19 protein-coding genes are annotated in these 21810 nt (G+C 63.8%); 11 read left to right on the top strand and 8 right to left on the bottom strand.

Features of this window, described 5'->3' with window-relative positions; genetic code table 11:
* Nucleotides 1-29: 29 nt before the first annotated feature.
* Nucleotides 30-506, top strand: a complete 477-nt coding sequence (locus BM269_RS02775; RefSeq protein ID WP_229204467.1) for a helix-turn-helix domain-containing protein — start codon at nucleotides 30-32, stop codon at nucleotides 504-506.
* Nucleotides 507-514: 8 nt separating this feature from the next.
* Entirely contained in the window at nucleotides 515-1858 is a 1344-nt protein-coding gene (locus BM269_RS02770) for a type II toxin-antitoxin system HipA family toxin (RefSeq protein ID WP_090435487.1), read from the top strand.
* 92 nt (nucleotides 1859-1950) lie between these two features.
* On the opposite strand, the gene BM269_RS02765 is transcribed toward BM269_RS02770, so the two are convergent.
* The 3 genes from BM269_RS02765 to BM269_RS02755 are packed head-to-tail and all read right to left on the bottom strand — an operon-like array spanning nucleotide 1951 to nucleotide 4027.
* A complete protein-coding gene (locus BM269_RS02765) occupies nucleotides 1951-2373 on the bottom strand; it encodes a hypothetical protein (protein ID WP_090435486.1) in 423 nt (140 codons plus the stop codon).
* Nucleotides 2373-3101, bottom strand: coding sequence for a P-loop NTPase family protein (locus tag BM269_RS02760; protein WP_090435485.1), 729 nt, complete (start codon nucleotides 3099-3101; stop codon nucleotides 2373-2375). Before BM269_RS02760 ends, BM269_RS02765 begins: the two co-directional genes overlap by 1 nt.
* Nucleotides 3102-3115: 14 nt before the next feature.
* Nucleotides 3116-4027: a metallophosphoesterase family protein gene (locus tag BM269_RS02755; RefSeq protein ID WP_229204466.1), complete on the bottom strand. Its 912-nt coding sequence runs from the start codon at nucleotides 4025-4027 to the stop codon at nucleotides 3116-3118.
* 19 nt (nucleotides 4028-4046) lie between these two features.
* Here BM269_RS02755 and BM269_RS02750 point away from each other — a divergent pair, with 19 nt between their 5' ends.
* Nucleotides 4047-6014 (top strand): 3'-5' exonuclease, encoded by a 1968-nt coding sequence (locus BM269_RS02750; RefSeq protein WP_090435483.1) that lies wholly within the window; start codon nucleotides 4047-4049, stop codon nucleotides 6012-6014.
* On the opposite strand, the gene BM269_RS02745 is transcribed toward BM269_RS02750, so the two are convergent.
* Entirely contained in the window at nucleotides 6011-6493 is a 483-nt protein-coding gene (locus BM269_RS02745; RefSeq protein ID WP_090435482.1) for a CinA family protein, read from the bottom strand. The two genes, BM269_RS02750 and BM269_RS02745, sit on opposite strands and share 4 nt — an antisense overlap.
* Nucleotides 6494-6698: 205 nt before the next feature.
* On the opposite strand from BM269_RS02745, the gene BM269_RS02740 reads away from it, so the two are divergent.
* From BM269_RS02740 to BM269_RS02730, 3 genes are read left to right on the top strand one after another with little or no spacing between them, the layout of a single operon-like run.
* A complete protein-coding gene (locus BM269_RS02740; RefSeq protein WP_170860262.1) occupies nucleotides 6699-7262 on the top strand; it encodes a TOL_0243 family YfiR-like periplasmic protein in 564 nt (187 codons plus the stop codon).
* Nucleotides 7259-9286, top strand: coding sequence for a sensor histidine kinase, YfiR-like protein-associated (locus BM269_RS02735; RefSeq protein ID WP_229204465.1), 2028 nt, complete (start codon nucleotides 7259-7261; stop codon nucleotides 9284-9286). Before BM269_RS02740 ends, BM269_RS02735 begins: the two co-directional genes overlap by 4 nt.
* Nucleotides 9283-11877 carry an EAL domain-containing protein gene (locus BM269_RS02730; protein ID WP_090435480.1) on the top strand — a complete coding sequence of 865 codons (2595 nt, stop codon included), beginning with the start codon at nucleotides 9283-9285 and terminating at the stop codon, nucleotides 11875-11877. Before BM269_RS02735 ends, BM269_RS02730 begins: the two co-directional genes overlap by 4 nt.
* A 107-nt stretch (nucleotides 11878-11984) precedes the next feature.
* On the opposite strand, the gene BM269_RS02725 is transcribed toward BM269_RS02730, so the two are convergent.
* The gene (locus tag BM269_RS02725; RefSeq protein ID WP_307152450.1) at nucleotides 11985-12437 is read right to left on the bottom strand and encodes a DUF3224 domain-containing protein; all 453 of its coding nucleotides are present in this window, start codon (nucleotides 12435-12437) and stop codon (nucleotides 11985-11987) included.
* A 92-nt stretch (nucleotides 12438-12529) separates the two neighbouring features.
* Here BM269_RS02725 and BM269_RS02720 point away from each other — a divergent pair, with 92 nt between their 5' ends.
* On the top strand, nucleotides 12530-13303 hold the full coding sequence (locus tag BM269_RS02720) for a helix-turn-helix domain-containing protein (protein WP_090435589.1): 774 nt from the start codon (nucleotides 12530-12532) through the stop codon (nucleotides 13301-13303).
* Here the strand turns inward: BM269_RS02720 and BM269_RS02715 are convergent.
* The 3 genes from BM269_RS02715 to BM269_RS02705 are packed head-to-tail and all read right to left on the bottom strand — an operon-like array spanning nucleotide 13236 to nucleotide 15020.
* Nucleotides 13236-13847, bottom strand: a complete 612-nt coding sequence (locus BM269_RS02715) for an RDD family protein (RefSeq protein ID WP_090435478.1) — start codon at nucleotides 13845-13847, stop codon at nucleotides 13236-13238. The genes BM269_RS02720 and BM269_RS02715 overlap by 68 nt on opposite strands.
* A 3-nt stretch (nucleotides 13848-13850) precedes the next feature.
* The gene (thiL, locus tag BM269_RS02710; protein WP_090435477.1) at nucleotides 13851-14816 is read right to left on the bottom strand and encodes a thiamine-phosphate kinase; all 966 of its coding nucleotides are present in this window, start codon (nucleotides 14814-14816) and stop codon (nucleotides 13851-13853) included.
* Between the two features lie 9 nt (nucleotides 14817-14825).
* Entirely contained in the window at nucleotides 14826-15020 is a 195-nt protein-coding gene (locus tag BM269_RS02705; RefSeq protein ID WP_090435476.1) for a hypothetical protein, read from the bottom strand.
* Nucleotides 15021-15345: 325 nt separating this feature from the next.
* Between BM269_RS02705 and BM269_RS02700 the strand changes: the two genes are divergently transcribed.
* The 4 genes from BM269_RS02700 (at nucleotide 15346) to BM269_RS29355 (ending at nucleotide 21807) form a co-directional block, all read left to right on the top strand.
* The gene (locus tag BM269_RS02700) at nucleotides 15346-17661 is read left to right on the top strand and encodes an NADP-dependent malic enzyme (protein ID WP_090435475.1); all 2316 of its coding nucleotides are present in this window, start codon (nucleotides 15346-15348) and stop codon (nucleotides 17659-17661) included.
* A gap of 11 nt (nucleotides 17662-17672) precedes the next feature.
* Entirely contained in the window at nucleotides 17673-18125 is a 453-nt protein-coding gene (locus BM269_RS02695; RefSeq protein WP_090435474.1) for a DUF2214 family protein, read from the top strand.
* 131 nt (nucleotides 18126-18256) lie between these two features.
* On the top strand, nucleotides 18257-19825 hold the full coding sequence (locus tag BM269_RS02690) for an NAD(P)/FAD-dependent oxidoreductase (RefSeq protein ID WP_090435473.1): 1569 nt from the start codon (nucleotides 18257-18259) through the stop codon (nucleotides 19823-19825).
* Nucleotides 19822-21807: a hypothetical protein gene (locus tag BM269_RS29355; RefSeq protein ID WP_170860260.1), complete on the top strand. Its 1986-nt coding sequence runs from the start codon at nucleotides 19822-19824 to the stop codon at nucleotides 21805-21807. The genes BM269_RS02690 and BM269_RS29355 overlap by 4 nt, the downstream gene beginning before the upstream one ends.
* Nucleotides 21808-21810: the final 3 nt, after the last annotated feature.

Below are 21810 nucleotides of genomic sequence, written 5' to 3'. Positions count from 1 at the left end.
TGTTAGCACAATAAAGTCAACTTGGTCGAATGATCGTTAAATCGATCTTTATGTTGTTAATGCTCGAATTCAGATGTATTTCATTTTTCTGCCGAACGCTTCTGCTATACTTATGTATGCTCGTTAAATCGCGCATTGCGCGTTTAATGTTTGTTTTTTCGAACATGAAAATCAATCAAAATCATGTAATGCCCGCCAGCCGGGTTATGGAAATGGCCATGATCGGTCAACGCCTGGCTCGCTTGCGCATTGCCCGGCATATGACGCAAGCAGAAGCTGCTGTGCGAGCTGGCATATCACGGAATACCGCCTACCGAATGGAAAAAGGAGATGCCGGGCTGGCTATGGGCCAGGTGCTGCGATACATCGATGCCATAGCGCCGGCAATGAGCTTGCTCCAGCTGTTGCAGGCAGAAGACCCGGCACTCGCCGCCCTGGAGGCTGGCGAAAAACGCAAACGCACCCGCGGGCTCAGCAAGGAAGAACTGAATAAACTCGATTTTTAGGAGGTCGCATGGCCACCAGGCGGGAACTCGCAGTTTTTGCTTCATTGGATGGAGCATTCGTGCCAGCCGGCTTGTTGAACCTGACGGAGGACGGCCCGCAACTGAACGCGTCCGAGTTTGCTTACGGCACCCGCTATATCGACAGGCCCGGAGCAGTAGAGATCGACCCTGTCAGCCTCTCGCTGAAGAACAAGGAGGCTATCCGCGCCAGAAAGATCTTCCCTGAGAATAGCCTGCCCTTTTTCGGCGGCATCCGCGATGCCGCGCCGGATGCCTGGGGGCGCCGGGTCATTGAGGCCAAGCTAAAAGTTCCAATCAACAGCCTGTCGGAATCAAGCTACCTGCTGGAAGCGGGCAGCGAGCGGGTTGGCGCGCTGGATGTGCGCGAGCGCATTGAAGGCCAGCCCAAAGAGGGCTGCGTACCCCTGTCAGACCTGCAGTACCTCATGGAGGCTGCCGAACGCATTGAGGCAGGCTTGCCTGTCCCGGCTCACCTGGAAGCCATTTTTGATGGCGGATCCGCGCTGGGCGGAGCCCGCCCGAAGGCATCGGTCCGCGACGAACGGGGCGTTCTGTGGCTGGCCAAGTTCTCAAGCAGGGGAGAGCGCCTCGACGTACCGGAAATCGAAGCGGCAACGCTGCGGCTGGCCAAGCTGTGTGGCATGACCGTACCCGAAGTAAGCACCCTCGCCGTGGGTGAGCGCCGCGTCATGTTGATTCGCCGATTCGACCGCTATTGGGACAGGCCCGGCGAGTTGCCCGAACCCGGCAAGCTGTTCGAATCGACGATGCCTTGCAAAGGGCTCATCGAGAAGCGGCTGGCGTTTGCCAGCGGCCTGACGCTATTGGCTTGCGACGAAACCGATGCGCGAAACAAGAGTTACGGCGAGCTGGCCGAAGCCGTGCAAAAGTACTGCCACGTCGACGTCGTACGCGACAATAAGAAAGAACTGTTCATGCGCATGATTTACAACATCTTTGTCACCAACGATGACGATCACTTGCGCAATCACGCTTTCTTATGGGACCCGCGCCTTAAGGGTTGGCGGCTCAGCCCCTTGTATGACGTCATGCCCAGGCCCAGCGTCGCCTCCAACAGGACTCTCTTCCTTGGCATTGGTCCACAAGGACGTAGCGCAAACCTGGACAACGCTATCGGCTGGCGCGAAAAGTTCGGCCTGAACGAGGCGGCAGCCCTGGAACTGATTGCTCAAATCTGGCGTGAAGTACGCGAGTGGAAGGTCCATTTTGAATCATTTGGAGTACCCCCGCATTCTATTGCACAGGCCGAAACGGCCTTCCGGCATATAGCGGATATCTCGAGTCCGCAGCTGCGTGCCCGGTTGCCGTAAGTGCGTGAAAGTCGGTGCCAAAAGTCGGTGCCAGGTCTGACAATCGGACATTTGCACAGCAAATGTCCGATTGTCAGACCTGGCACCGACTCTTATTTGCCTAATTCTGCTTCGAAGGCGGCGCGGGTTTTGGCGTCAAGGGTTTGCAGGGCGCGCTCGAGCTTGGCAGGTGGGATGCCGGCGGGTTTGCTGAAGATGGCCTGGCCGATCAGCACCAGGGCCGCGGTCAGCACCGCTACGCCGGCGGCCGCGGCCAGCAGGCGCAGTTCGCGGCGCGAGAAGGGTTCGTGCGAGGTGGGGATGGGGCGGGCGCCGGGCGGCGGGACGTAGGCTGCGCCCGGTGCGCTTGCTGCCGTTGCGGGGGGGCCGGCCAGCCGCGCCAGGTGGCGTTCGACCGCTTCTTCCAGCACCGCCTCATTCAAGGCCACCAGGGCGAAGATGGGGTCGTCGACATCCACCTTGATGCCGGTCTTTTCAAACACGTGCAGGCGCAGTTTTTGCGGGTCGAGGGCCATTACCAGTTCACCAGGTCGAGTTGTTCGAACAGGTCGCGGAAGACGACCTTGATGCGCTGCTTTTCCATCACATTGAACTTGTCGCTTGCCTTCACTTCGTCCACCGTGAGGCGGCCGGTGTTCATTTTCTTCACGTCGGCGCCGAAGGTGTCGGCGTTGCGCGCGCTCAGCACGATGCGGCCGCGCACGCGCTGCGAGTTGTCGGAGTAGGTCTGCGATTCGAGGAAGGATTTGCCGGACGCCGATTGCAGCAGCCCGAAATGCTCGTTCTCCCACAGCACCAGCGGCACCTGGGTCGACTTGGCCGTGGTCACGAAGCCCATCGCCGTATCGTGCAGCGTGTCGCCGCCACCGACGATGGTGTGGATGTACACCTTGCGGCCCGATTCTTCCAGCAGGTTGAAGCAGTCGTTCTCAATCAGGTAGGCCATCAGCGGCGAGAAGGTGTTGGCGCCGTTGTCGATCACGCAGTTGCCGTCCGTTTCCAGGATGTCGATCATCAGCGCGTCGAAGCGCTTGGGGTCGATGGTGCGCGATTCGGTCATCACCGGCACATGCTTCACGTCCAGCGCCTTGTAGCGCGAGAAGGTGGTGTTTTCCTGGTCGGTGTCGTAGCAGCGCAGCGGCGTCTCGCTCTTGGTCTGGAGCCATTGCGCGAGGATGGTCGATACGTACGTTTTGCCGATACCGCCTTTGCCCTGCAGGACGAAGTGAACCGTGTTTTGCATTGATGCTCCTGTTATCAGTGGCAGTCGGCCGTGCCGCTGTCACGGGCCTCCTGCTGCGGGCGCTCCGGGGCCGTCTTCGGTTGGACCGGCAGGAACTCCCATTCGTAGCTGTTTTCCTTCACAACCAATTTCAGCACGCCGGTACGCCAGTTGGAGCGCGCTTCGCTCTGTTCATTCAGCCAGAGGAAGGGCGTGAGCATGGCGCCGCCGGTGCCGACCACGAACTGGCGTACGCCGCGCGCGGCATCGGGCTGCGCGTCGGCATCCATCGGCGCCAGGCGCTCGTAGTCGTGGTCATGCCCCGACAGAACCAGCTCGACGCCCGCCGCGTGCAGTGCGCGCCAGATGTCCTGCATCTTCGTGGTCGGGGTGTGTCCGCCAGAACTATACATGGGCGCGTGCCAGTAGGCGAGGGTGCAGCGCGCCTTGCTGGCGGCCAGGTCGTCTTTGAGCCACAGGAGCTGGCGCTGGTGATCGGCGGTTTTCAGGTCGCTGTTTAAGGAAATGAAGTGCCAGCCGCCCTTGTCGAAACTGTAATAGCCGCGGCCGGGAGGGCCGGCCAGTTCGCCGAAGTAGCCGAAATAGCCGTTGGCTTTGCCGCTGGTGTATTCGTGGTTGCCGGGCGTGGGGCGGGTGCGGGACTTGAACCGGCCCCAGGTGGGAGCGTAGCAGTCGCTGAATTCAGCCGGGGCGCCATTCGGGTAGGTATGGTCGCCCAGGGTGAGGATCAGGGCGTCCGGGTCGCCTTTGGCGATGAGGGCGGCGGTTGCGGCGGCACCGGAGTCGGCGGCGCTGTTATAGCGGCAGTCGGCGATGTCGCCGGCGGCGTACACCGTCAGGGGCCGCGCCGCCTGGCCGGCGGCCGGGGCGGTGAGGGGGGCGGCTGCGGCTGCGGCGGCCAGCCAAGGTAGAATGCGTGTTTTCATTGGCACCATTTGAACAGGCATGCGAGTTTCACCATCCAGCGAGCAGGAAGCGATCCTGAAGTCCCGCGCCCAGACCTTGATGATCGAGGCGCGCGCAGGGACAGGCAAGACTACCACGCTGTCCATGCTGGCGGCACAGGAACCGGGCGTGGTGCTGGGCCTGTGCTTCTCGGAAGGCGCGCGCCAGCGTTTCTACGAAAAGCTGGCGCTGGAATGTCCTGGCCGTAAGGTGCAGGTGCTGACGGTGGAAGCGCTGGCACGTTCGCAGCTCACCCGCATCGCGGAACATGGCAACTGGCTCGACTTGCCTGAGCGCTGGTCCAGCCTGGAGCAGATGCGCCCCATGCTGGTGGCAGCAGCCAACACGGTGTGGCAGCGCCACGAAGGCCACTACACGGAATTCGATTTCGACTTCGAGCGCAGCACCCAGCGCGTGGAAATGATGCTGCAACTGCTGGCGCAGATGAAGGCCACCCTGGCCACCCTGCGCTTCGAGGATGAAGTCTTCGACGACTTCACCTTCGACGAGTTGTGCAACGAGTTCCAGCTGGAAGACCGCGAGATCGTTGAAATCTTCCATGAGTTCGAGCGCCGCCGCCAGCCGCAGGCCGGCCATATCCTGTGGCAGGCGCCGGTCGATTACGCGACCGACCTGGTGTCCATCCTGCGCCGCTTCCCGGAGGCGGTGCACGACATGCCGCAAGCGAACTTGCTGTTGGTCGACGAGTGGCACGACGTGAATGCCGCCGAATTCGAGCTGCTGCAGCTGTTCCGCCGCAACGCGCGGCTGGTGGTGGTGGGCGACCGCCACCAGGTGATCAACGCCGAACGCGGCGCCGATCCGCGCTTCTCCGGCGGCGGCTTCGAGCTGGCCTTCCCCGATGCGGAGCGCCTGCCGCTGTCGCAATCGCGCCGTTGCGGCGTATCCTTGAAAAAGCTGCTGGAACGCGCGCTGCCCAAGTGCGGCTTCGAGTCGCACCCGGACACCTACTCGGAAGTGCGCCACGTCGAATACCAGCCCGCAGACCCGCAAGCCTGCGCTCGCGCCGTCGTCGCCAAGGCGAAAGAGCTGGCGCTGGGGCCGGACCTTGCCATCATCCTGCGCGAAGTCGACCAGAGCGTGGAAATCGAGAACGCCTTGCTCGACGCCGGCTTGCCATACAACTGCGACGGTTTCGCTTCCTACCTCAAGCGCCCGGAAATCATGGCCCTGCGCGCCCTGTTGCACGTGGCCAGCGGCGACTACAGCACGCTGAAGGCGGACAAGGAAAGCTGCGAGCTGATGGTCGACGGCCTGCAAACCTATTTCGCCGTTTCGGGCGACCGCCGCGACTACGAGTCCAGCCACGCCATGTACGGCTCCGGTGACGCCTACCAGCAGCAGAAGGACGCCGTGGTGCGCGACCCGGAAACACTGGAGTTCATGTTCAGCGGCCTGCTGTGCGCCGAACAGCATTACGACAGCGGCGCCACCCGCCGCTGGAAGCAGCGCCTGGCCGACGTGCTGGCGCAGATGAAGGCGCAGGCCGCCACAGCCAGCGCCGCGCAATTGCTGGAGCTGGCCAGCACGGGCCTCGACCTGCCGGCCGCCACCCGCCGCACTTTCGTCAAGCGCGCACACGCCGACTCCGTGTTGCGCACCTTGGGTGCCTTCTTGGATTTCGCCCAGCGCCAAGGCGACGCGAAGGCGCCGGCCTTCCTTGAAGAATTGCGCCGCCGCCAGGTGGCGACGCGCGGCAAGCCCACGGCGCGCGGCGCTGCGGGCAAGGCGCTGGCGCTGGCAACCGTGCAGTCGGCCAAGGGCAGGGAATGGCAGCAGGTGCTGCTGCCGTATATGGAAGAAGGCCAGTTCCCGCGCGCTACCCGCAACGGGGACGAATACGCCGAAGAACGGCGCTACCTGTACGTGGCAATCAGCCGCGCCATTGCCGGCCTGACCTTGTTTGAACCGGCCGCGGCGGAGCGCCGCAGCCGCCTTCTGAACTAATTTATAAAGCGCAGCAGGCCCTTCAGCGAATGCTCGATGGTCTGCGCGCGCACCGCCTGGCGGTCGCCGGAGAATACCAGGCGTTCGGTGTGCACGGTATCGGCGTTGGCCCAGCCAAAACACACCGTGCCAACCGGCTTGCCCGGTACCGCACCGGTAGGACCGGCGATGCCGGTCACCGATATCGCCACGTGGGCATTGCTGGAGCCGAGCGCGCCTTGCGCCATGGCGGCTGCCACTTCTTCGCTGACGGAACCGAATTGCGCCATCATGGCGGCCGGCACTTCCAGCATCTCGGTCTTGGAAGCATTCGAGTAGCACACGAAGCCGCAATCGAACCAGCCGGTGGAGCCGGCAATGTCCGTAATCGCCGTCGAGATGCCGCCACCGGTGCACGATTCCGCGGTTGCCAACAGCAAGCCTTTGTCTTGCAGGGCCTTACCCACCTGGGCGGCCAGTTCGTTGATGTCTGTACTCACTTGTGGCTCCTTTAGCAAACAAAAGCGTTTGAGCCCATTCTAGCGCGCTGCTGTGCAGATTGACCACGCTGCACCGCAATAATGTGGCGTCACGACTAACATGCAAGCCTGGGAAGGCTTTTGTGGTGCGATAAACCAATATTTGCGCCGCTGCCGGGTACTCAGCGATAGAATGCCCCCAATCCCCTGTTCGCGAGGCATGGCGGTGAGGACTCTCCAAGGAAGATGTCCCGTTTTCTGGGTGGCGCTGCTGCTGGCTGCGCTGTGGCCCCTGTTCGCCCATGCCCAATCCGGCTCCAGCCTGGAACGCCAGGTCAAGGCCGCCTACCTGTATAAATTTGCCGGCTTCGTGGAATGGCCCGAAGGCAGTTTCGCCCGTCCCGATGCGCCTATCGTGATCGGTGTGGCCGGCGCCGACCCGCTGGCCGAACAACTGGAACAGACCGTGGCCGGGCACACCGCCAATGGCCGCCCGCTGCAGGTCAGGCGCGTCAAGCGCGGCGACAGCCTGGCCGGCATCCATATGCTGTTCATCCCGGCGCATGACAAGCAGCTGGCGCAGGAACTGCTGGCTGCCAGCCGCGGCCAGCCGGTGCTGACCGTCACCGATGGCGACGAAACCTTCGGCATGGGCAGCATGATCAACTTCGTCATCGCCGACGAAAGGCTGCGTTTTGAAGTGTCCCTGAAACATGCAGCCGTGGCGCGCCTGAAAATCAGCGCGCGCATGCTGTCGGCCGCCCTGCGCGTGCAGCAGGTGGCGGGATGATCGCGCGCCGCCGCTCCCTGCCGCAAAAGCTGCTTGGCGTGGTGATGCTGGTCACGCTGGTGGCCTTGCTGGTCTCGCTCGGCACCATCATCGCCTATGACTTGCGCGCCTACCACCAGTCGCTCAGTTCCGACATGACCACCCAGGCCGAGTTGCTGGGGCATATGAGTGCGCCCGCGCTGACCTTCGACGACCAGCGCCTGGCCAAGGAAAACCTGGCCCTGCTGCGCCTGCGGCCGAAAGTCAACGCAGGCGCCATCTACAATGCGCGCGGCCAATTGTTCGCCACCTATGTGGCGCCGGGAAAGGATCTCAGCGTGCCTGCCGCGCCGCAGGCCGAGGGCGTGGCATTCGAAGACGGCAAGATGATGCTGTTCCGGCGCATCCGCGACAACGGCGAGTTGCTGGGCACGGTCTACATGCAGTCGGACTATGAACTTCTGGGCCGCTTCGGCGACTACGTGATGATCGCCATCATCGCCACCTTCCTGGCGATGGGCATTGCCTACCTGTTGATGCGGCCCTTGAACAAGGTGGTCACGCAGCCGGTGCTGGAGATTGCCGGCGTGGCCCGCGAAGTGATGGCGACCGGCGACTACTCGCGCCGCGCGCCGGGCACCAGCAACGACGAGGTGGCGGAACTGGCCGACGCCTTCAACAAGATGTTGAGCGAGATCGAAAGCCGCACGCGCGAGTTGGAAACCTCCAGCAGCGAAATCGCGCGCGAAGCGGAGCAGCGCAGCAAGGCGCAGCAGGAAATCATGCGCCTGAACGAGGAACTGGAACAGCGCGTGCACGAACGCACGCTGCAGCTCGAGCAGGCCAACAGCGAACTGGCCATGGCGATGCAGGAGGCAAAGAGCGCCAACCAGGCCAAGTCGGCCTTCCTGTCCTCCATGAGCCATGAGCTGCGCACGCCGCTGAATGCCATCCTCGGCTTCGCGCAAATCCTGACCTCCGAGAAGCTGCCGTCCACGCTGGTGCAGAAACGCGAATTCGCCAGCCATATCCTGAAGTCCGGCCGCCACCTGCTTACCCTGATCAATGAAATCCTCGACCTGGCCAAGATCGAATCGGGGGCCGTGGCGCTGTCGCTGGAGCCGGTCGCGCTGAACGAGATCCTGCAAGAATGCGAAGGCATGGTGGCGCCGCTGGCGAGCGCGCGCGGCATTCGCCTGCTGTTCCCGGACTGCTGCGTCGCCAACGTCACGGCCGACCGCACCCGCCTTAAGCAGATCCTGCTCAACCTGCTGTCCAATGCCATCAAGTACAACCGCGATGGCGGCGCCGTGGTGGTCGATTGCAGCCCGAGCGGGCCCAACCTGGTGCGGGTCTCGGTGCAGGATACCGGCATGGGCCTCAAGCCGGAACAGGTGATGCAGCTGTTCCAGCCGTTCAACCGCCTGGGACAGGAGAGCGGGGCGGAAGAGGGCACCGGCATCGGCCTGGTGGTCACCAAGCGCCTGGTCGAGCTGATGGGCGGCACGATCGGCGTCACCAGCAGCCAGGGTGTGGGCAGCATGTTCTGGATCGAGCTGGAATCGACCGAGCCGACGCCGTCGCGCGTGGACCTCAATGCCGAGCGTCCGGCGCAGCCGCACCGCCATGCGGCAGGCGAGCCGGCGACCGTGCTGTACGTGGAAGACAATCCGGCCAACCTCAAGCTGGTGGAGGAAATCATCAGCTTCCGTCCCGACCTGAAACTGATTTCCGCGCCGGATGGCCACCTTGGCGTCGAACTGGCGCGTGCCCACCAGCCGGACATCATCCTGATGGACATCAACCTGCCCGGCCTGAACGGCATCGACGCCGTCAAGCTGCTGGCCACCGATCCCCGCACCGCGCATATCCCCGTCATCGCACTGACCGCCAATGCCATGCCGCGCGACGTTGAAAAAGGCCTGGCGGCCGGTTTCTTCCGCTACCTGATCAAGCCGATCAACATCGACGAGTTCACCGAAGCGATCAACAGCACCATGGCCTTCCTGGCTCGCAGGGAGGAGGAAGGGAGTACGTCCAAGTGATCAGCCGCGACGATATCCTGAACGCCAAAGTCCTGATAGTGGACGACCAGCCGGTCAACGTGCAGCTGCTGGAATACCTGCTGCAGACCAGCGGCTATGTGAACGTCAGTTCCACCACCGACCCGCGCGTGGTGGCGCCCTGGCACGAAGAGCACCGCTATGACCTGATCATCCTCGACCTGCACATGCCCGGCATGAGCGGCTTCGACGTGATGGAAGCGCTCAAGCCGCTGGAGCCGGAATACCTGCCGGTGCTGGTGGTGACTGCGCAGCCGGACCAGAAGCTGCCGGCGCTCGATGCCGGCGCGCGCGACTTCATCAGCAAGCCATTCGACCCGGTCGAGGTGCTCACGCGCATCAACAATATGCTGGAAGTGCGGCTGCTGCACCAGCAGGCGCGCGACTACAACGAGGTGCTGGAACAGACGGTGCGCGCCCGTACTGCCGACCTGCAGCGCTTTCGCAGCGCGATGGATGCCACGGCCGACGCCATTTTCCTGATCGACACCGGCACCCTGGCGCTGGTGGACGTCAACGAAGGCGCCTGCCGCATGCTGGGCCATCCGCGCGCGCAGCTGCTGTCGCTGGAGCCCGCCAGGCTTGGCCTGGGCAGCCGCGAGACGCTGTCGGCCGAGGCCGAGCGCGCCGGCCAGGCGCTGAACGCCCCGCACCGTGCACCGGAACTGACGGAAATCGAACTGCTGCGCAGCGATGGCGCGGCCGTGCCGGTGGAAGTCTACTGGCTGCTGCAAAGCGAAGGCGAGTCGGCCCACCGCACCCTGATCTGCGTGGCGCGCGACGTCACCGAACGCCGCCTGGCCGAAGAACGCCTGCGCCACATGGCGCACTACGACCGCCTGACCGGCCTGCCCAACCGCACCCTGTTCTTCCAGACACTGGGCGAGTCGATCGAGCTGGCGCAGGACAAGGAATGGCGCATCGTGGTGCTGTTCATCGGCCTGGACCGCTTCCGCAAGGTCAACGACTCGATGGGGGCGGCCATGGGCGACCAACTGTTGCACGAGTTCAGCAACCGCCTGGTGCAATGCGTGCGCCTGCGCGATACGGTAGGCCGCCTGGGCGGCGACGAGTTCGCGCTGATCCTGACCATGACGCGCGACCAGCAGGATGCCGTGCTGGTCGCCAACGAAGTGCGCGAAGCCCTGCGCTCGCCGTTCGACCTGGACGACCACCAGGCCACGCTGACCGCCTCCATCGGCATCGCCATGTATCCGGACGATGCCAACGATCCCGAGACGCTGGTCAAATACGCCAACACCGCCATGGAGCGCGCCAAGGATGCCGGCGGCGACGGTTATCGCTTCTTCACCGCCGGCATGAACGTGCAGGTGCTGGCACGGCTCGACCTGGAGATGGCGCTGCGCCGCGCATTGGACAACAATGAGCTGGAACTGCATTACCAGCCCAAGGTCAACCTGACCACGGGCCGCATCAGCGGGGCCGAAGCGCTGCTGCGCTGGAACCGGCCGGGCTACGGCTTGGTCTATCCGGCGGAATTCGTCAGTGTGCTGGAAGATACCGGCCTGATTGTGCGCGTCGGCAGCTGGATCCTGGATGCTGCCTGCCGCCAGATCGCGACCTGGCTGCGCACGCCGGTGGGCGGTGTGCATGTGGCGGTCAACGTGGCCAGCCGCCAGTTTGTGGAGGGCGACCTGGAGAGCGATGTCCGGCAGGCACTGGAGCGGCACAATGTGCCGGCCGAATTGCTGGAACTGGAATTGACCGAAACGGCCTTGATGTCGAACGCCGAGCGCACCATCCAGGTGCTGACCGCGCTCAAGGAGCTGGGCATCAAGGTGGCGATCGACGATTTCGGCACCGGTTATTCCTCGCTGGCCTACCTGCAGCGCTTCCCGATCGACAAGCTGAAGATCGACATCGCCTTCGTGCGCGACATCACCACCAATCCCAACGACGCGGCGATTGCGCTGGCCATCATCAGCATGGCGCACAGCCTCAAGCTGCGCGTCATTGCCGAAGGCGTCGAGACGCGGCCGCAACTCGAATACCTGCGCCGCAACCGCTGCGATGAAATCCAGGGTTACTTCTTCAGCCGGCCCCTGGCGGCAGCGGAAATGGGCGCCCTGGCCGAATCGGGCAAGAGCTTGCCACCCGACCCGAACGTGGCGGCTGAACCGCCGCAAACGCTGCTGCTGGTGGACGACGACGTCAACGTGCTGTCCTCGCTGCACCGCCTGTTCCGCCGCGACGGCTACCGCATCCTCACTGCCGTCTCGCCGGCCGAGGGCTTCGACCTGCTGGCGCTCTATCCGGTGCAGGTGATCGTGTGCGACCAGCGTATGCCGATCCTGAGCGGCACCGAATTCCTGGCCAAGGTCAAGGAGATGTACCCGGACACCATCCGCATCATCCTGTCCGGATATACGGGGCTGGAAGCGGTGCTGGACTCGATCAACCGCGGTGCGATCTACCGCTTCTACACCAAGCCGTGGGACGATACCCAGTTGCGCGACAATATCCGCCTGGCCTTCCACCATTACTGGCTGATGCACGGCAGCGGCCGCCGCGCCGGCGAGCCGGGCGAGGACCACACCGCGCTCACCGGATAAAAAAATGCCGCCCACATGGGGCGGCGGAAAACATTCATGGGAGAGAGTGGTATGAATGTGGAGACAGGCGGGATAATAGTCTCCGCTTGTTACCACTTCGTGACATGTCAGCGGGGCGGCAGTTGGTAGGTGAAGGTATAGCGGTGCTGGCCGCCGGTGATGTCGATGGACATCGTGCCTTGCAGGCCGGCTAGTTCGCCGGTGGCGGAGTCGGGAATGACGCTCACCTTCAGCGTCGGCGTGCCTTTGTCCATCAGGCCAAAGTGTTGCAGGAAGAAGGTCCCTTTGCGTCCTTCCAGCGTGGCAGTGACCTGCTCCATGGCGACATAGCCGGCGGAGCCTTTGACGGCGGTGCCGGCGGCCAGCATTTCGCCGTGGCTGCTGCCGTCGAGCGCGCCATGGAAAGTCTTGCTGATGGATTGCCGGCCCCAGGTCTGGCCTTCGGCTGGCGGCTGGGGGGTGAGTTTGACGTCGAAGCTGCCTTCGATTTGCATGGGTTTGTCTCCTGCGTTGGCCGCGGCGGCGGCGAGTGCGAATAGTAACGGGATCAGTGTTTTCATGCGGTCATTATGGTAGTCTCCTGCGCCTGATGATTGGAAAAACGCGACAAATCGATACCGAACCGCGCGGCATCCTGGTACCGCGTCTTGCGATGGGTACATTTCGCCACGAACGGCTGGCGCCGTGCGCGCAATTGGCCGGACTGGTCGAGCATTACTGGTTCGTCGGCTGGGACATGCACGGACATCCACCTCAGCAGCAGGAAACGCTGCCGCATCCCAACGTGCACCTGGTGATCGAGCACGATAGTGACGGCGTGTACGGCGTCCACACTGCGCGCTACACCAAGCTGCTGGCAGGGCAGGGCTTCGCGTTCGGGATCAAGTTCAGGCCGGGCGGCTTCCGGCCTTTCCTCGGCCGTGCCGTGGCGGAAATTGCCGACCAGCGGGTGGCGTTGGCGCAGGTGTTCGGCAGCGATGGCAACGCGCTGGCGCGGCAGGTGCGTGCCTGCGCGCCGGCGTCGGCGCCGCATGCGATGGCAGCGGCAGCGCAGGCCTTCCTGCTGGCGCGCCTGCCCTTGCCCGATGCAGACACCGGGCGCGCGGCCGCATTGGTGGCGGCGATTGCCGCCGATCCTGCGCTGCTGACAGTGGACGCCCTGGCCGCGCAGGCGGGCAGCAACAAGCGCGCCTTGCAGCGCCTGTTCCAGCAATACGTCGGCGTCGGACCGAAATGGGTGATCAAGCGCTACCGCATGCACGAAGCCGTGGCTCAGCTGCAAGCCGGTGCCGCGGTGGAACTGGCGCAGCTCGCGCTAAGACTGGGCTATTACGACCAGGCCCACTTCATCAAGGAATTCACTGCGCTGGTGGGCAAGCCGCCAGGCGCGTATCTGCGTCACTTGCGGCCGCCCGCAACACGATAGTCCGCGCGAGCGTGTCGCCTAGGCGCCTGCGGCTTTCGCCCGCGATACACAGTGCATCAGGAAAGAACAGCAGCAGCAAGGTCGCGTTTCGAATAAAGGAGCTGGCCAGCGTCATGCGGCGTTCGCCCGGCATGCGCACCGCACGCAGGCCCAGCATGCGTTTGCCGAGCCCCTGGCCTGGAATGGCGTCCCGCAACAGCATGTAGCCGCAAAACAGGGCCGTCGCGCACGGCCACTGTTCTCCTTCGAAGCGCGCTTCCAGGTTTGCCTCCAGCAGGCCCCACGCCAGTATTGCCGCGCCCAGGTCGATAGCGAATGCCGCCAGCCGCGCGCCCACGCCTGCCAGGCGGCGTTCTTGCTGCGCACGCTGTTCCTGCAGGCATTCGAATTCGCTGGCCAGTATCCCTTCAATGGTTGCAGGCGGTACGCCGCGCGCTGATAGCACCTGCAACAGTGGCTGTTTGGCCTCATCGGCAAGGTCGAGGCGCAAGTAGTCGAGCAGCTGCTCGGTGTCGAGGCCTTGAAATTGCTCGCGGAAGTTCATGGTTCAGGTGGTGAAATGGTCAAAGCTGGACAGCTCCAGCGCCAGCGGTGCGCCGCCGGCATCGGTCCAGCGCAGGCCGGCTGCATCTTCGATGCGCCCGATGCGCGTGACCGGTGTGCCGCAGGCGGCACCCGCGGCCAGGATCGCCTCGCGGTTCGCTGCGGTCGCGGTAAAACAGATCTCATAGTCGTCGCCGCCGGCGGCCGTGAAAGCGCGGCGCAGCGCCACGTGCTGGGTTGCCAGCACCGGGCCAGCCGGCAGGGCGTCAGCGTTCAGCGTCGCACCCACGCGGGATTTTTCGAGGATGTGGCCCAGGTCGCCCGCCAGTCCATCCGAGATATCGATGGCGGCATGCGCCAGCCCGCGCTCGGCCAGCATCACGCCCAGCGCCACGCGCGGCGTCGGCATATGCATGCGCGTGCCGGCGGCTGCCTGGGCGTCGGCCGGCAGCGCCAGTTCGCCCCGGTAGCCGGCCAGGGCCAGGCGCGCATCGCCCAGGGTACCGGACACCCACACATCGTCGCCGGCACGGGCGGCGCTGCGGCGCAAGGCGCGCCCCGGCGCCACTTCGCCGAATACGGTGATGCAGAGATTCAGCGGCCCCTTGGTGGTATCGCCGCCGATCAGTTCACAGCCATGCGCATCGGCCAGCGCGAACAGGCCGCGCGAGAAGCCCTCCAGCCAGGCGCGGTCGGCGGCCGGCAGGGCCAGGGCGAGCGTGAAGGCAACCGGACGGGCACCCATGGCGGCCAGGTCGGACAGGTTGACTGCCAGGCACTTGTGGCCCAGGCGCTGCGGCGCTTCGCCGGCAAAAAAATGCCGCCCCTCGACCAGCATGTCGGAGGAAATGGCGGTCTGCATCCCTGGCGACGGGGCCAGCAGGGCGCAATCGTCGCCGATGCCAAGTGCTGCGCGTCCCGGCAAGGGACGCACGAAGTATTGTTTGATCAGGTCGAATTCGGAAAGCATCCCGCCATTCTAGCGGGGCACCCCGGCTTCGTCCTTGTTTGGCTTATCGCGCAAGTAAATCCAGGTGCCACCGGAGGCCAGTGCGGCCGTTGCCAACAAGGCAACATAGCCGGAATCTTGCGGGGTGAAGAAAAGGGCGACGGCAGTCGCAGGGAACAGGACGCCGGACAGTCGGGACCAGGAATGCCAGAGTGCATTGCGCATGGTGTTTTCCTTCCGTTAAGTGCCAGTAAACCCAGTCTATGCAGGAAAATGCTATATGTAAAGTTGCTTTCGCCGAAAATTCCAAGCAATCACGATTTAGCGCAACAAGATTTTAAGGTTTCGTGCCGCAAGTCAGCATTGTCGCCCGGGCGACAGTTTATTAACTTGTTCTGCGGAAAAATCGCGCCAAGCAGAATGATTCTTGATTGAAAGGCAATGGAAACCGATGAAAATTCGGCATTGGTAAAAATACCTACGTTAGAGCAACCACTCTATCTGCTAGAATCGGAAGCTTTCGGACACAGGATAGAAGGGGCAGTACAGCATGGATTCGGGATCTGACAAGAAAGAAGAACTTCGTCAACAACTGCGCGCCGCCGCGCTTGAGTACCATGAGTGCCCCAAGCCAGGCAAGATCAGCGTCTCCCCCACCAAGCAACTGACCAACCAGCGCGACCTGGCGCTGGCCTATTCCCCGGGCGTGGCGGCGCCTTGCGAAGAAATCGTCATCGACCCGGCCAATTCCTATAAGTACACCGCGCGCGGCAACCTGGTGGCCGTGATCTCCAACGGCACCGCCGTGCTGGGCCTGGGCAATATCGGCCCGCTGGCGTCCAAGCCGGTGATGGAAGGCAAGGGCGTGCTGTTCAAGAAGTTCGCCGGCATCGACGTATTCGACATCGAGATCAACGAGCAGGACCCGGACAAGCTGGTCGACATCATCGCCTCGCTGGAGCCGACCTTTGGTGGCATCAACCTGGAAGACATCAAGGCCCCCGAGTGCTTCTACATCGAGCGCAAGCTGCGCGAGAAGATGAAGATCCCGGTCTTCCACGACGACCAGCATGGCACCGCCATCATCGTCGGCGCCGCCATCCTGAACGGCTTGAAGTACATCGGCAAGGACATCAAGAACGTCAAGCTGGTGGTGTCCGGCGCGGGCGCGGCGGCCCTGGCCTGCCTCGACCTGATCGTCGACCTCGGCTTCCCGATCGAGAACATCCTGGTCACCGACCTGGCCGGCGTGGTCTACCAAGGCCGTGCCGAGCTGATGGACCCGGACAAGGAGCGCTTCGCACGCGAGACCCCGCACCGCACCCTGGCCGAATGCATTGCCGGCGCCGACATCTTCCTCGGCCTGTCGGCCGGCGGCGTGCTGAAACAGGACATGGTCAAGGAGATGGCGCCCAACCCGCTGATCCTGGCGCTGGCCAACCCGAATCCGGAGATCCTGCCGGAAGACGTGAAAGCCGTGCGCGGCGACGCCATCATCTGCACCGGCCGTTCGGACTATCCGAACCAGGTCAACAACGTGCTGTGCTTCCCTTACATCTTCCGCGGCGCGCTCGATAGCGGCGCCAGCACCATCACCCGCGAAATGGAAATCGCCGTGGTGCACGCGATTGCCGACCTGGCCCACGCCGAGCAGTCGGACATCGTCGCCACCACCTACGGCATCGCCAACCTGGCCTTCGGCCCGGAATATCTGATCCCGATGCCGTTCGACCCGCGCCTGCTGACCAAGATCGCGCCGGCCGTGGCCAAGGCCGCCGCCGATTCGGGCGTGGCGACCCGCCCGATCAAGGACCTGGAAGCCTACGCTGACAGCCTGCAGCAATTCGTCTACCGTTCCGGCACCTTCATGAAGCCGGTGTTCTCGGTGGCCAAGAAGACCCCGCCGGAAATGAAGCGCATCGTCTACGCCGAAGGCGAAGAAGAACGCGTGCTGCGCGCGGTGCAGGTGGTGGTCGACGAAAAGCTGGCGCGCCCGATCCTGGTCGGACGTCCGGCCGTGCTGGATGCGCGCGTGCAGAAATTCGGCCTGCGCCTGAAGCAGGGCGTCGACTACGACGTGATCAACCCGGACTTCGACGAGCGTTACCGCGAATACTGGCAGGCATACTACGAGCTGACCGCGCGCAAGGGCGTGACGCAGGAATACGCCAAGCTGGAAATGCGCCGCCGCCATTCGCTGATCGGCGCCATGATGATCAAGAAGGGCGATGCCGACGGCATGATCTGCGGTACCTTCGGCACCACCCAGCTGCACCTGCACTACATCGACCAGGTGCTGGGCAAGCGTCCTGGCGCCTGCGTGTACGCGGCGATGAACATCCTGGTGCTGCCTGAGCGCCAGCTGTGCATGGTCGACACCCACGTCAACGAAAACCCGAACGCCAACGAAGTGGCCGCCATCACCATCATGGCTGCGGAAGAAATGAAGCGCTTCGGCCTGGTGCCGCGCGCAGCCCTGCTGTCGCACTCCAACTTCGGTTCTTCCAACAGCGAGTCGGCGCAGAAGATGCGCGCCGCGCTGGAGCTGGTGCGCCAGCGCGCGCCGGAACTGGAAGTGGACGGCGAAATGCACGGCGACACTGCGCTCGACACCAAGTTCCGCCACAAGCTGTTGCCGACCACCACCCTGAAGCAGGACGCCAACCTGCTGGTGATGCCGAACATCGACGCCGCCAACATTGCCTACAACCTGGTCAAGACCGCGGCCGGCAACGGCATCGCGATCGGCCCGATCCTGCTCGGCTGCGCCGCGCCGGTGCACATCCTGACCCCGTCCGCCACCGTGCGCCGCATCGTCAACATGACGGCGCTGTGCGTGGTGGACGCGGTGTCCGAACGCGCCTAAGGAGCACGCCGATGGTCGACTTGCTGCTGGCGATCGTGCATCACCTGCTGGCCTTCGGCATTGCCGCGGCCATCACGGCCCAGCTGGTGCTGGTGCGGCCGGGCATGCAGCCGCCGGCCGTGCCACTGGCGGCCAAATACGATGTCGCGCTCGGCCTCATGTCGCTGTCGCTGGTGGCAATCGGTTTCCTGCGCGTATTCTTCGGCGCCAAGGGTTCGGCGTTCTATTTGCATAACCATGTGTTTTGGACCAAGGTGGTGCTGTTCGCCATCATTGGCCTGCTGTCGATCAAGCCGACCCGCGCCTTCCTGCGCTGGCGCAAGGCGCAAGCGGCCGATGCCGGCTTCTCGCCGGAAGAGCTGGAGATCCGCTCGGTCCGCAAAACCCTGATGACTGAAATCCATATTTTCGCCTTGCTGCCGCTGGCTGCCGCCGCCATGGCGCGCGGCTACGGCTACGTCTGATGTGTTCCACGCCACAATTCAAGTCCCGCTTATAGCATTAATAATTTCCGCAAGGTAAAATTCCGGAAGCCATTGCCTGTTTTGCGGGCAGTGGCTTTTTATCTTATGAATTAACTTGAAGGAAAAGTTGTATGGGGCAGCAACAAGCCGTCATCATTGGGGCGGGACCGGCAGGCTTGACTGCGGCACTGGAATTGATCAGGACAACGAATATCCGCCCGATCGTGCTGGAAGCCAGCGACGAAGTCGGCGGAATTTCCCGTACCGTTTGTCATAATGGCAACCGCATGGACCTGGGCGGCCACCGCTTCTTTTCCAAGTCCGACTGGGTCATGAACTGGTGGCAGGACATCCTGCCGATCGACGCCGCGGCCAACGCCTCGCTCGACCTGACCTACCAGAACCAGAAAACCTCGGTGCAGGTGGCTGGCGGCGCGCTGGACAGCGACGACGACCGCCGCATGCTGGTGCGTTCGCGCCTGTCGCGCATCTTCTTCCTGCGCCGCTTCTTCGACTACCCGATCAAGATGAACGCGGCCACGGCCGGCAAGCTGGGCCTGTGGCGCCTGACCAAGGTGGCGGTGACCTACGGCTGGATCATGCTGTTCCCGCGCCGGCCGGAAAAGAACCTGGAAGACTTCATGATCAACCGCTTCGGGCGCGAGTTGTATGAAACCTTCTTCAAGGATTACACCCACAAGGTGTGGGGCATCCCGTGCGACCAGATCAGCGCCGACTGGGGCGCGCAGCGCATCAAGGGCTTGAACATCAGCAAGGCGCTGTGGCACGCGGTCAAGCAAGTTTTCCAGCGCAAGGGCGGGGTAGCGCAAAAGGGCACCGAGACCAGCCTGATCGAACAGTTCCTGTACCCGAAGTTCGGCCCTGGCCAGATGTGGCAGGAAGTGGCGCGCCTGATCACCGAAGGCGGCGGCGAAATCCGCTATAACCAGGCCGTCACCGGCCTGGAAACCCAGGATGGCAAGGTGGTGGCCGTGAGCGGCACCGACCGCCAGAGCGGCGCGCCCTTCCGCCAGGAATGCGCCCATGCGGTATCGACCATGCCGGTGCGCGAGCTGATCCGGGGCATGAACGAGGTGCCGGCCGAGGTACGCAAGGTGGCCGATGGCCTGATGTACCGCGACTTCCTGACCGTCGGCCTGCTGGTGCGCAAGTCCGATGTGCTGACCACCAATGGCGAGGCGCTGCCCGACAACTGGATCTACATCCAGGAAAAGGACGTGCGCATCGGCCGGCTGCAGATCTTCAACAACTGGAGCCCGCACCTGGTCAAGGATGCCGACACCATGTGGATGGGCCTGGAGTACTTCTGCAACGAAGACGACGACCTGTGGCAGATGAATGACCAGGCGCTGATCGCGTTCGGCGCCGCCGAACTGGCCAAGATCGGCATGCTGACCGCAACCAACGTGCTGGACGGGACGGTGGTGCGCGTACCCAAGGCCTATCCGGCTTACTTCGGCTCGTACGACCAGTTCGACGTGGTGCGCCGCTATACCGACACCATCAGCAACCTGTTCCTGGTGGGCCGCAACGGCATGCACCGCTATAACAACCAGGACCATTCGATGCTTACCGCCAAGCTGGCAGCGCAAGCCATCGCCTCCGGCGACGTGTCGAAAGACGCGCTGTGGGACGTTAACATCGACGACGAGTACCACGAAGAGAAGAACGCTGCATGACGCAGGCGTTGCCGCAGTTGCCGGCTGCGCCGGCTGGGCCGCCTGGCGCGGCCCAGCCACTGGCGCCGCCCTTGCAATTGGCGGCGCGCTGGGGGGCACGCCAGAGCTTGATGCTGCTGGCCTTGCTGGCCGTCTGGCTGTATGCCCGGCCATGGGCCGGCATCTGGCATGATACCCGGCTGTATGCGGCACAAGCCTTGCGCCTGCTGCATCCCGGCCAGTTCGAGCATGACCTGTACTTCATGTTCGGTTCGCAGGACCAGTTCACCCTGTTCAGCCCCTTGTACAGCGTCTTTATCCAGGCGCTGGGCCTGGATGCCGGCTCGCAGCTGTTGCATGCCCTGGGCAGCGCGCTGTGGCTGGCAGCCGCCTGGTATTTGCTGTCGGGCCTGCTGCGCGGCGCGATGTTGTGGGTGGGGTTGGCCTGGTTGCTGCTGCTGCCCACCGATTACGACCCGATCAGGGCGATCTCGCTGGCCGAGCCCTACCTGACGCCGCGCATTTTTGCCGAGGCGCTGGGCATGCTTGCCATCGCCTGTCTGCTGCGCGGCAAATGGCGCTGGCTGGCGCTGCTGTTGCCGCTGTCGCTGGTCACCCATCCTTTGATGACGCTGGGGACCTTGCTGTTTGCCTTGCTCTACCTGGCCAGTGACGACCCGCGCCGCGTGGTGCCGCTGCTGGCGGCGGGCGTGCTGGTGGCCGGCGCTGGCGCCGTACTGGGTTTCCTGCCCTTCCAGCGCTTGCTGCAAACCATGGATCCGGAATGGTACGCCGGGGTGTTCCGCCTGACCGGCCTGGTGACCTGGGAGCGCTGGAACTTCACTGAGGTGGCCAGCCGGGTCACCGTCGCCTTCAGCCTGGTGCTGGCGGCCGCCTGGCTGTCCACTGGCTGGCGCGCGCGCTTTTATTATTGCGCTGCGCTGACGGGAGCCCTGGGCTTGTTGGCAACCTGGCTCGGGACCTCGGTCTTCCATAACGTTTTATTGCTGCAGATTCAGGCGTGGCGCGCCTTGTGGCTGGTGCAACTGGCGTCCGTGATCGCCCTGGCCGCGCTGCTTGCCGCATGCTGGCAGCGCGGCCGCGTGTTCCAGCTCGTGCTGGCCGCCTGCATGCTGGGCATTTTTGCGCGCGACAGCTATGGCGGCCTGGTCACGCTGCTGGCCTGCGCCATCCTGTGCTGGCAGGCCGGCCAGCCGGCGCCATTGCCAGACCGCCTGTACGGCTATGCCTGCGGCCTGCTGCTGGCCGTGCTGTCGATCTGGGTGGCGGGGGTCGATGCCCAGTCCAGCGCCCCGCTGAGTGCGCTCTACTGGAACTACGGCGTCGAGATCGGCGACCCCATGCAATGGGCGGTGACCCTGCTGCGACTGGGGGGCAATGCCTTGCTGGGCATGGTCCTGATGCTGGCCATCTGGCATGCTGCGGGCCGCCGCCAACTGCTGGCCTGGTCGCTTGCCGCCGGCATGGTGGGGGTGGCAGCGGCGGGCGCGCTCTGGCTGCGGCAGGTCGGCATCAGCAGCGAGCAGATCAAGATTTCCGCAGCGGGCTTGCGCGCCGTACAGGCCGCTTTTCTGCCGCTGATGCCGGCGCCGGCCAGCGTATACTGGGAAGACGATGTGCGTTTCAGCTGGTTCGTGTTGCAGCGCGCCAGCTATGCATCGCATCCGCAGGTCTATGGCATGGTCTTCAATCGCGGCAATGCCATCGAGGGCGTGCGCCGCTTGCACCGGCTGGAACGCCTGGGCACCGCCGATGTGGATTCGAGCAGGTACCAGCGCGATACCAATCGTATGCCGGCCTCGCCGAAGCTGGCCAATGCCGATGATATCGCCTATGTCTGCGCCGATGTCGCGCTGGACTTCGTCGTGCTCACGCAAGAATTGGGCAAGCTCGCGGTTGCCAGGGCCGACGACCCGCTCTATGACCGCCACTATTTCCTGTATGACTGTGCCCGCCTGCGCGCCAGCCATGCGTCGCGCTGAAAG

It is taken from the genome of Duganella sp. CF458, from assembly GCF_900113115.1.
Classification (GTDB): domain Bacteria; phylum Pseudomonadota; class Gammaproteobacteria; order Burkholderiales; family Burkholderiaceae_D; genus Rugamonas.
The sequence above is the reverse complement of the archived record's forward strand: the minus strand, read 5'-3'. Positions and strand labels throughout refer to the sequence as shown.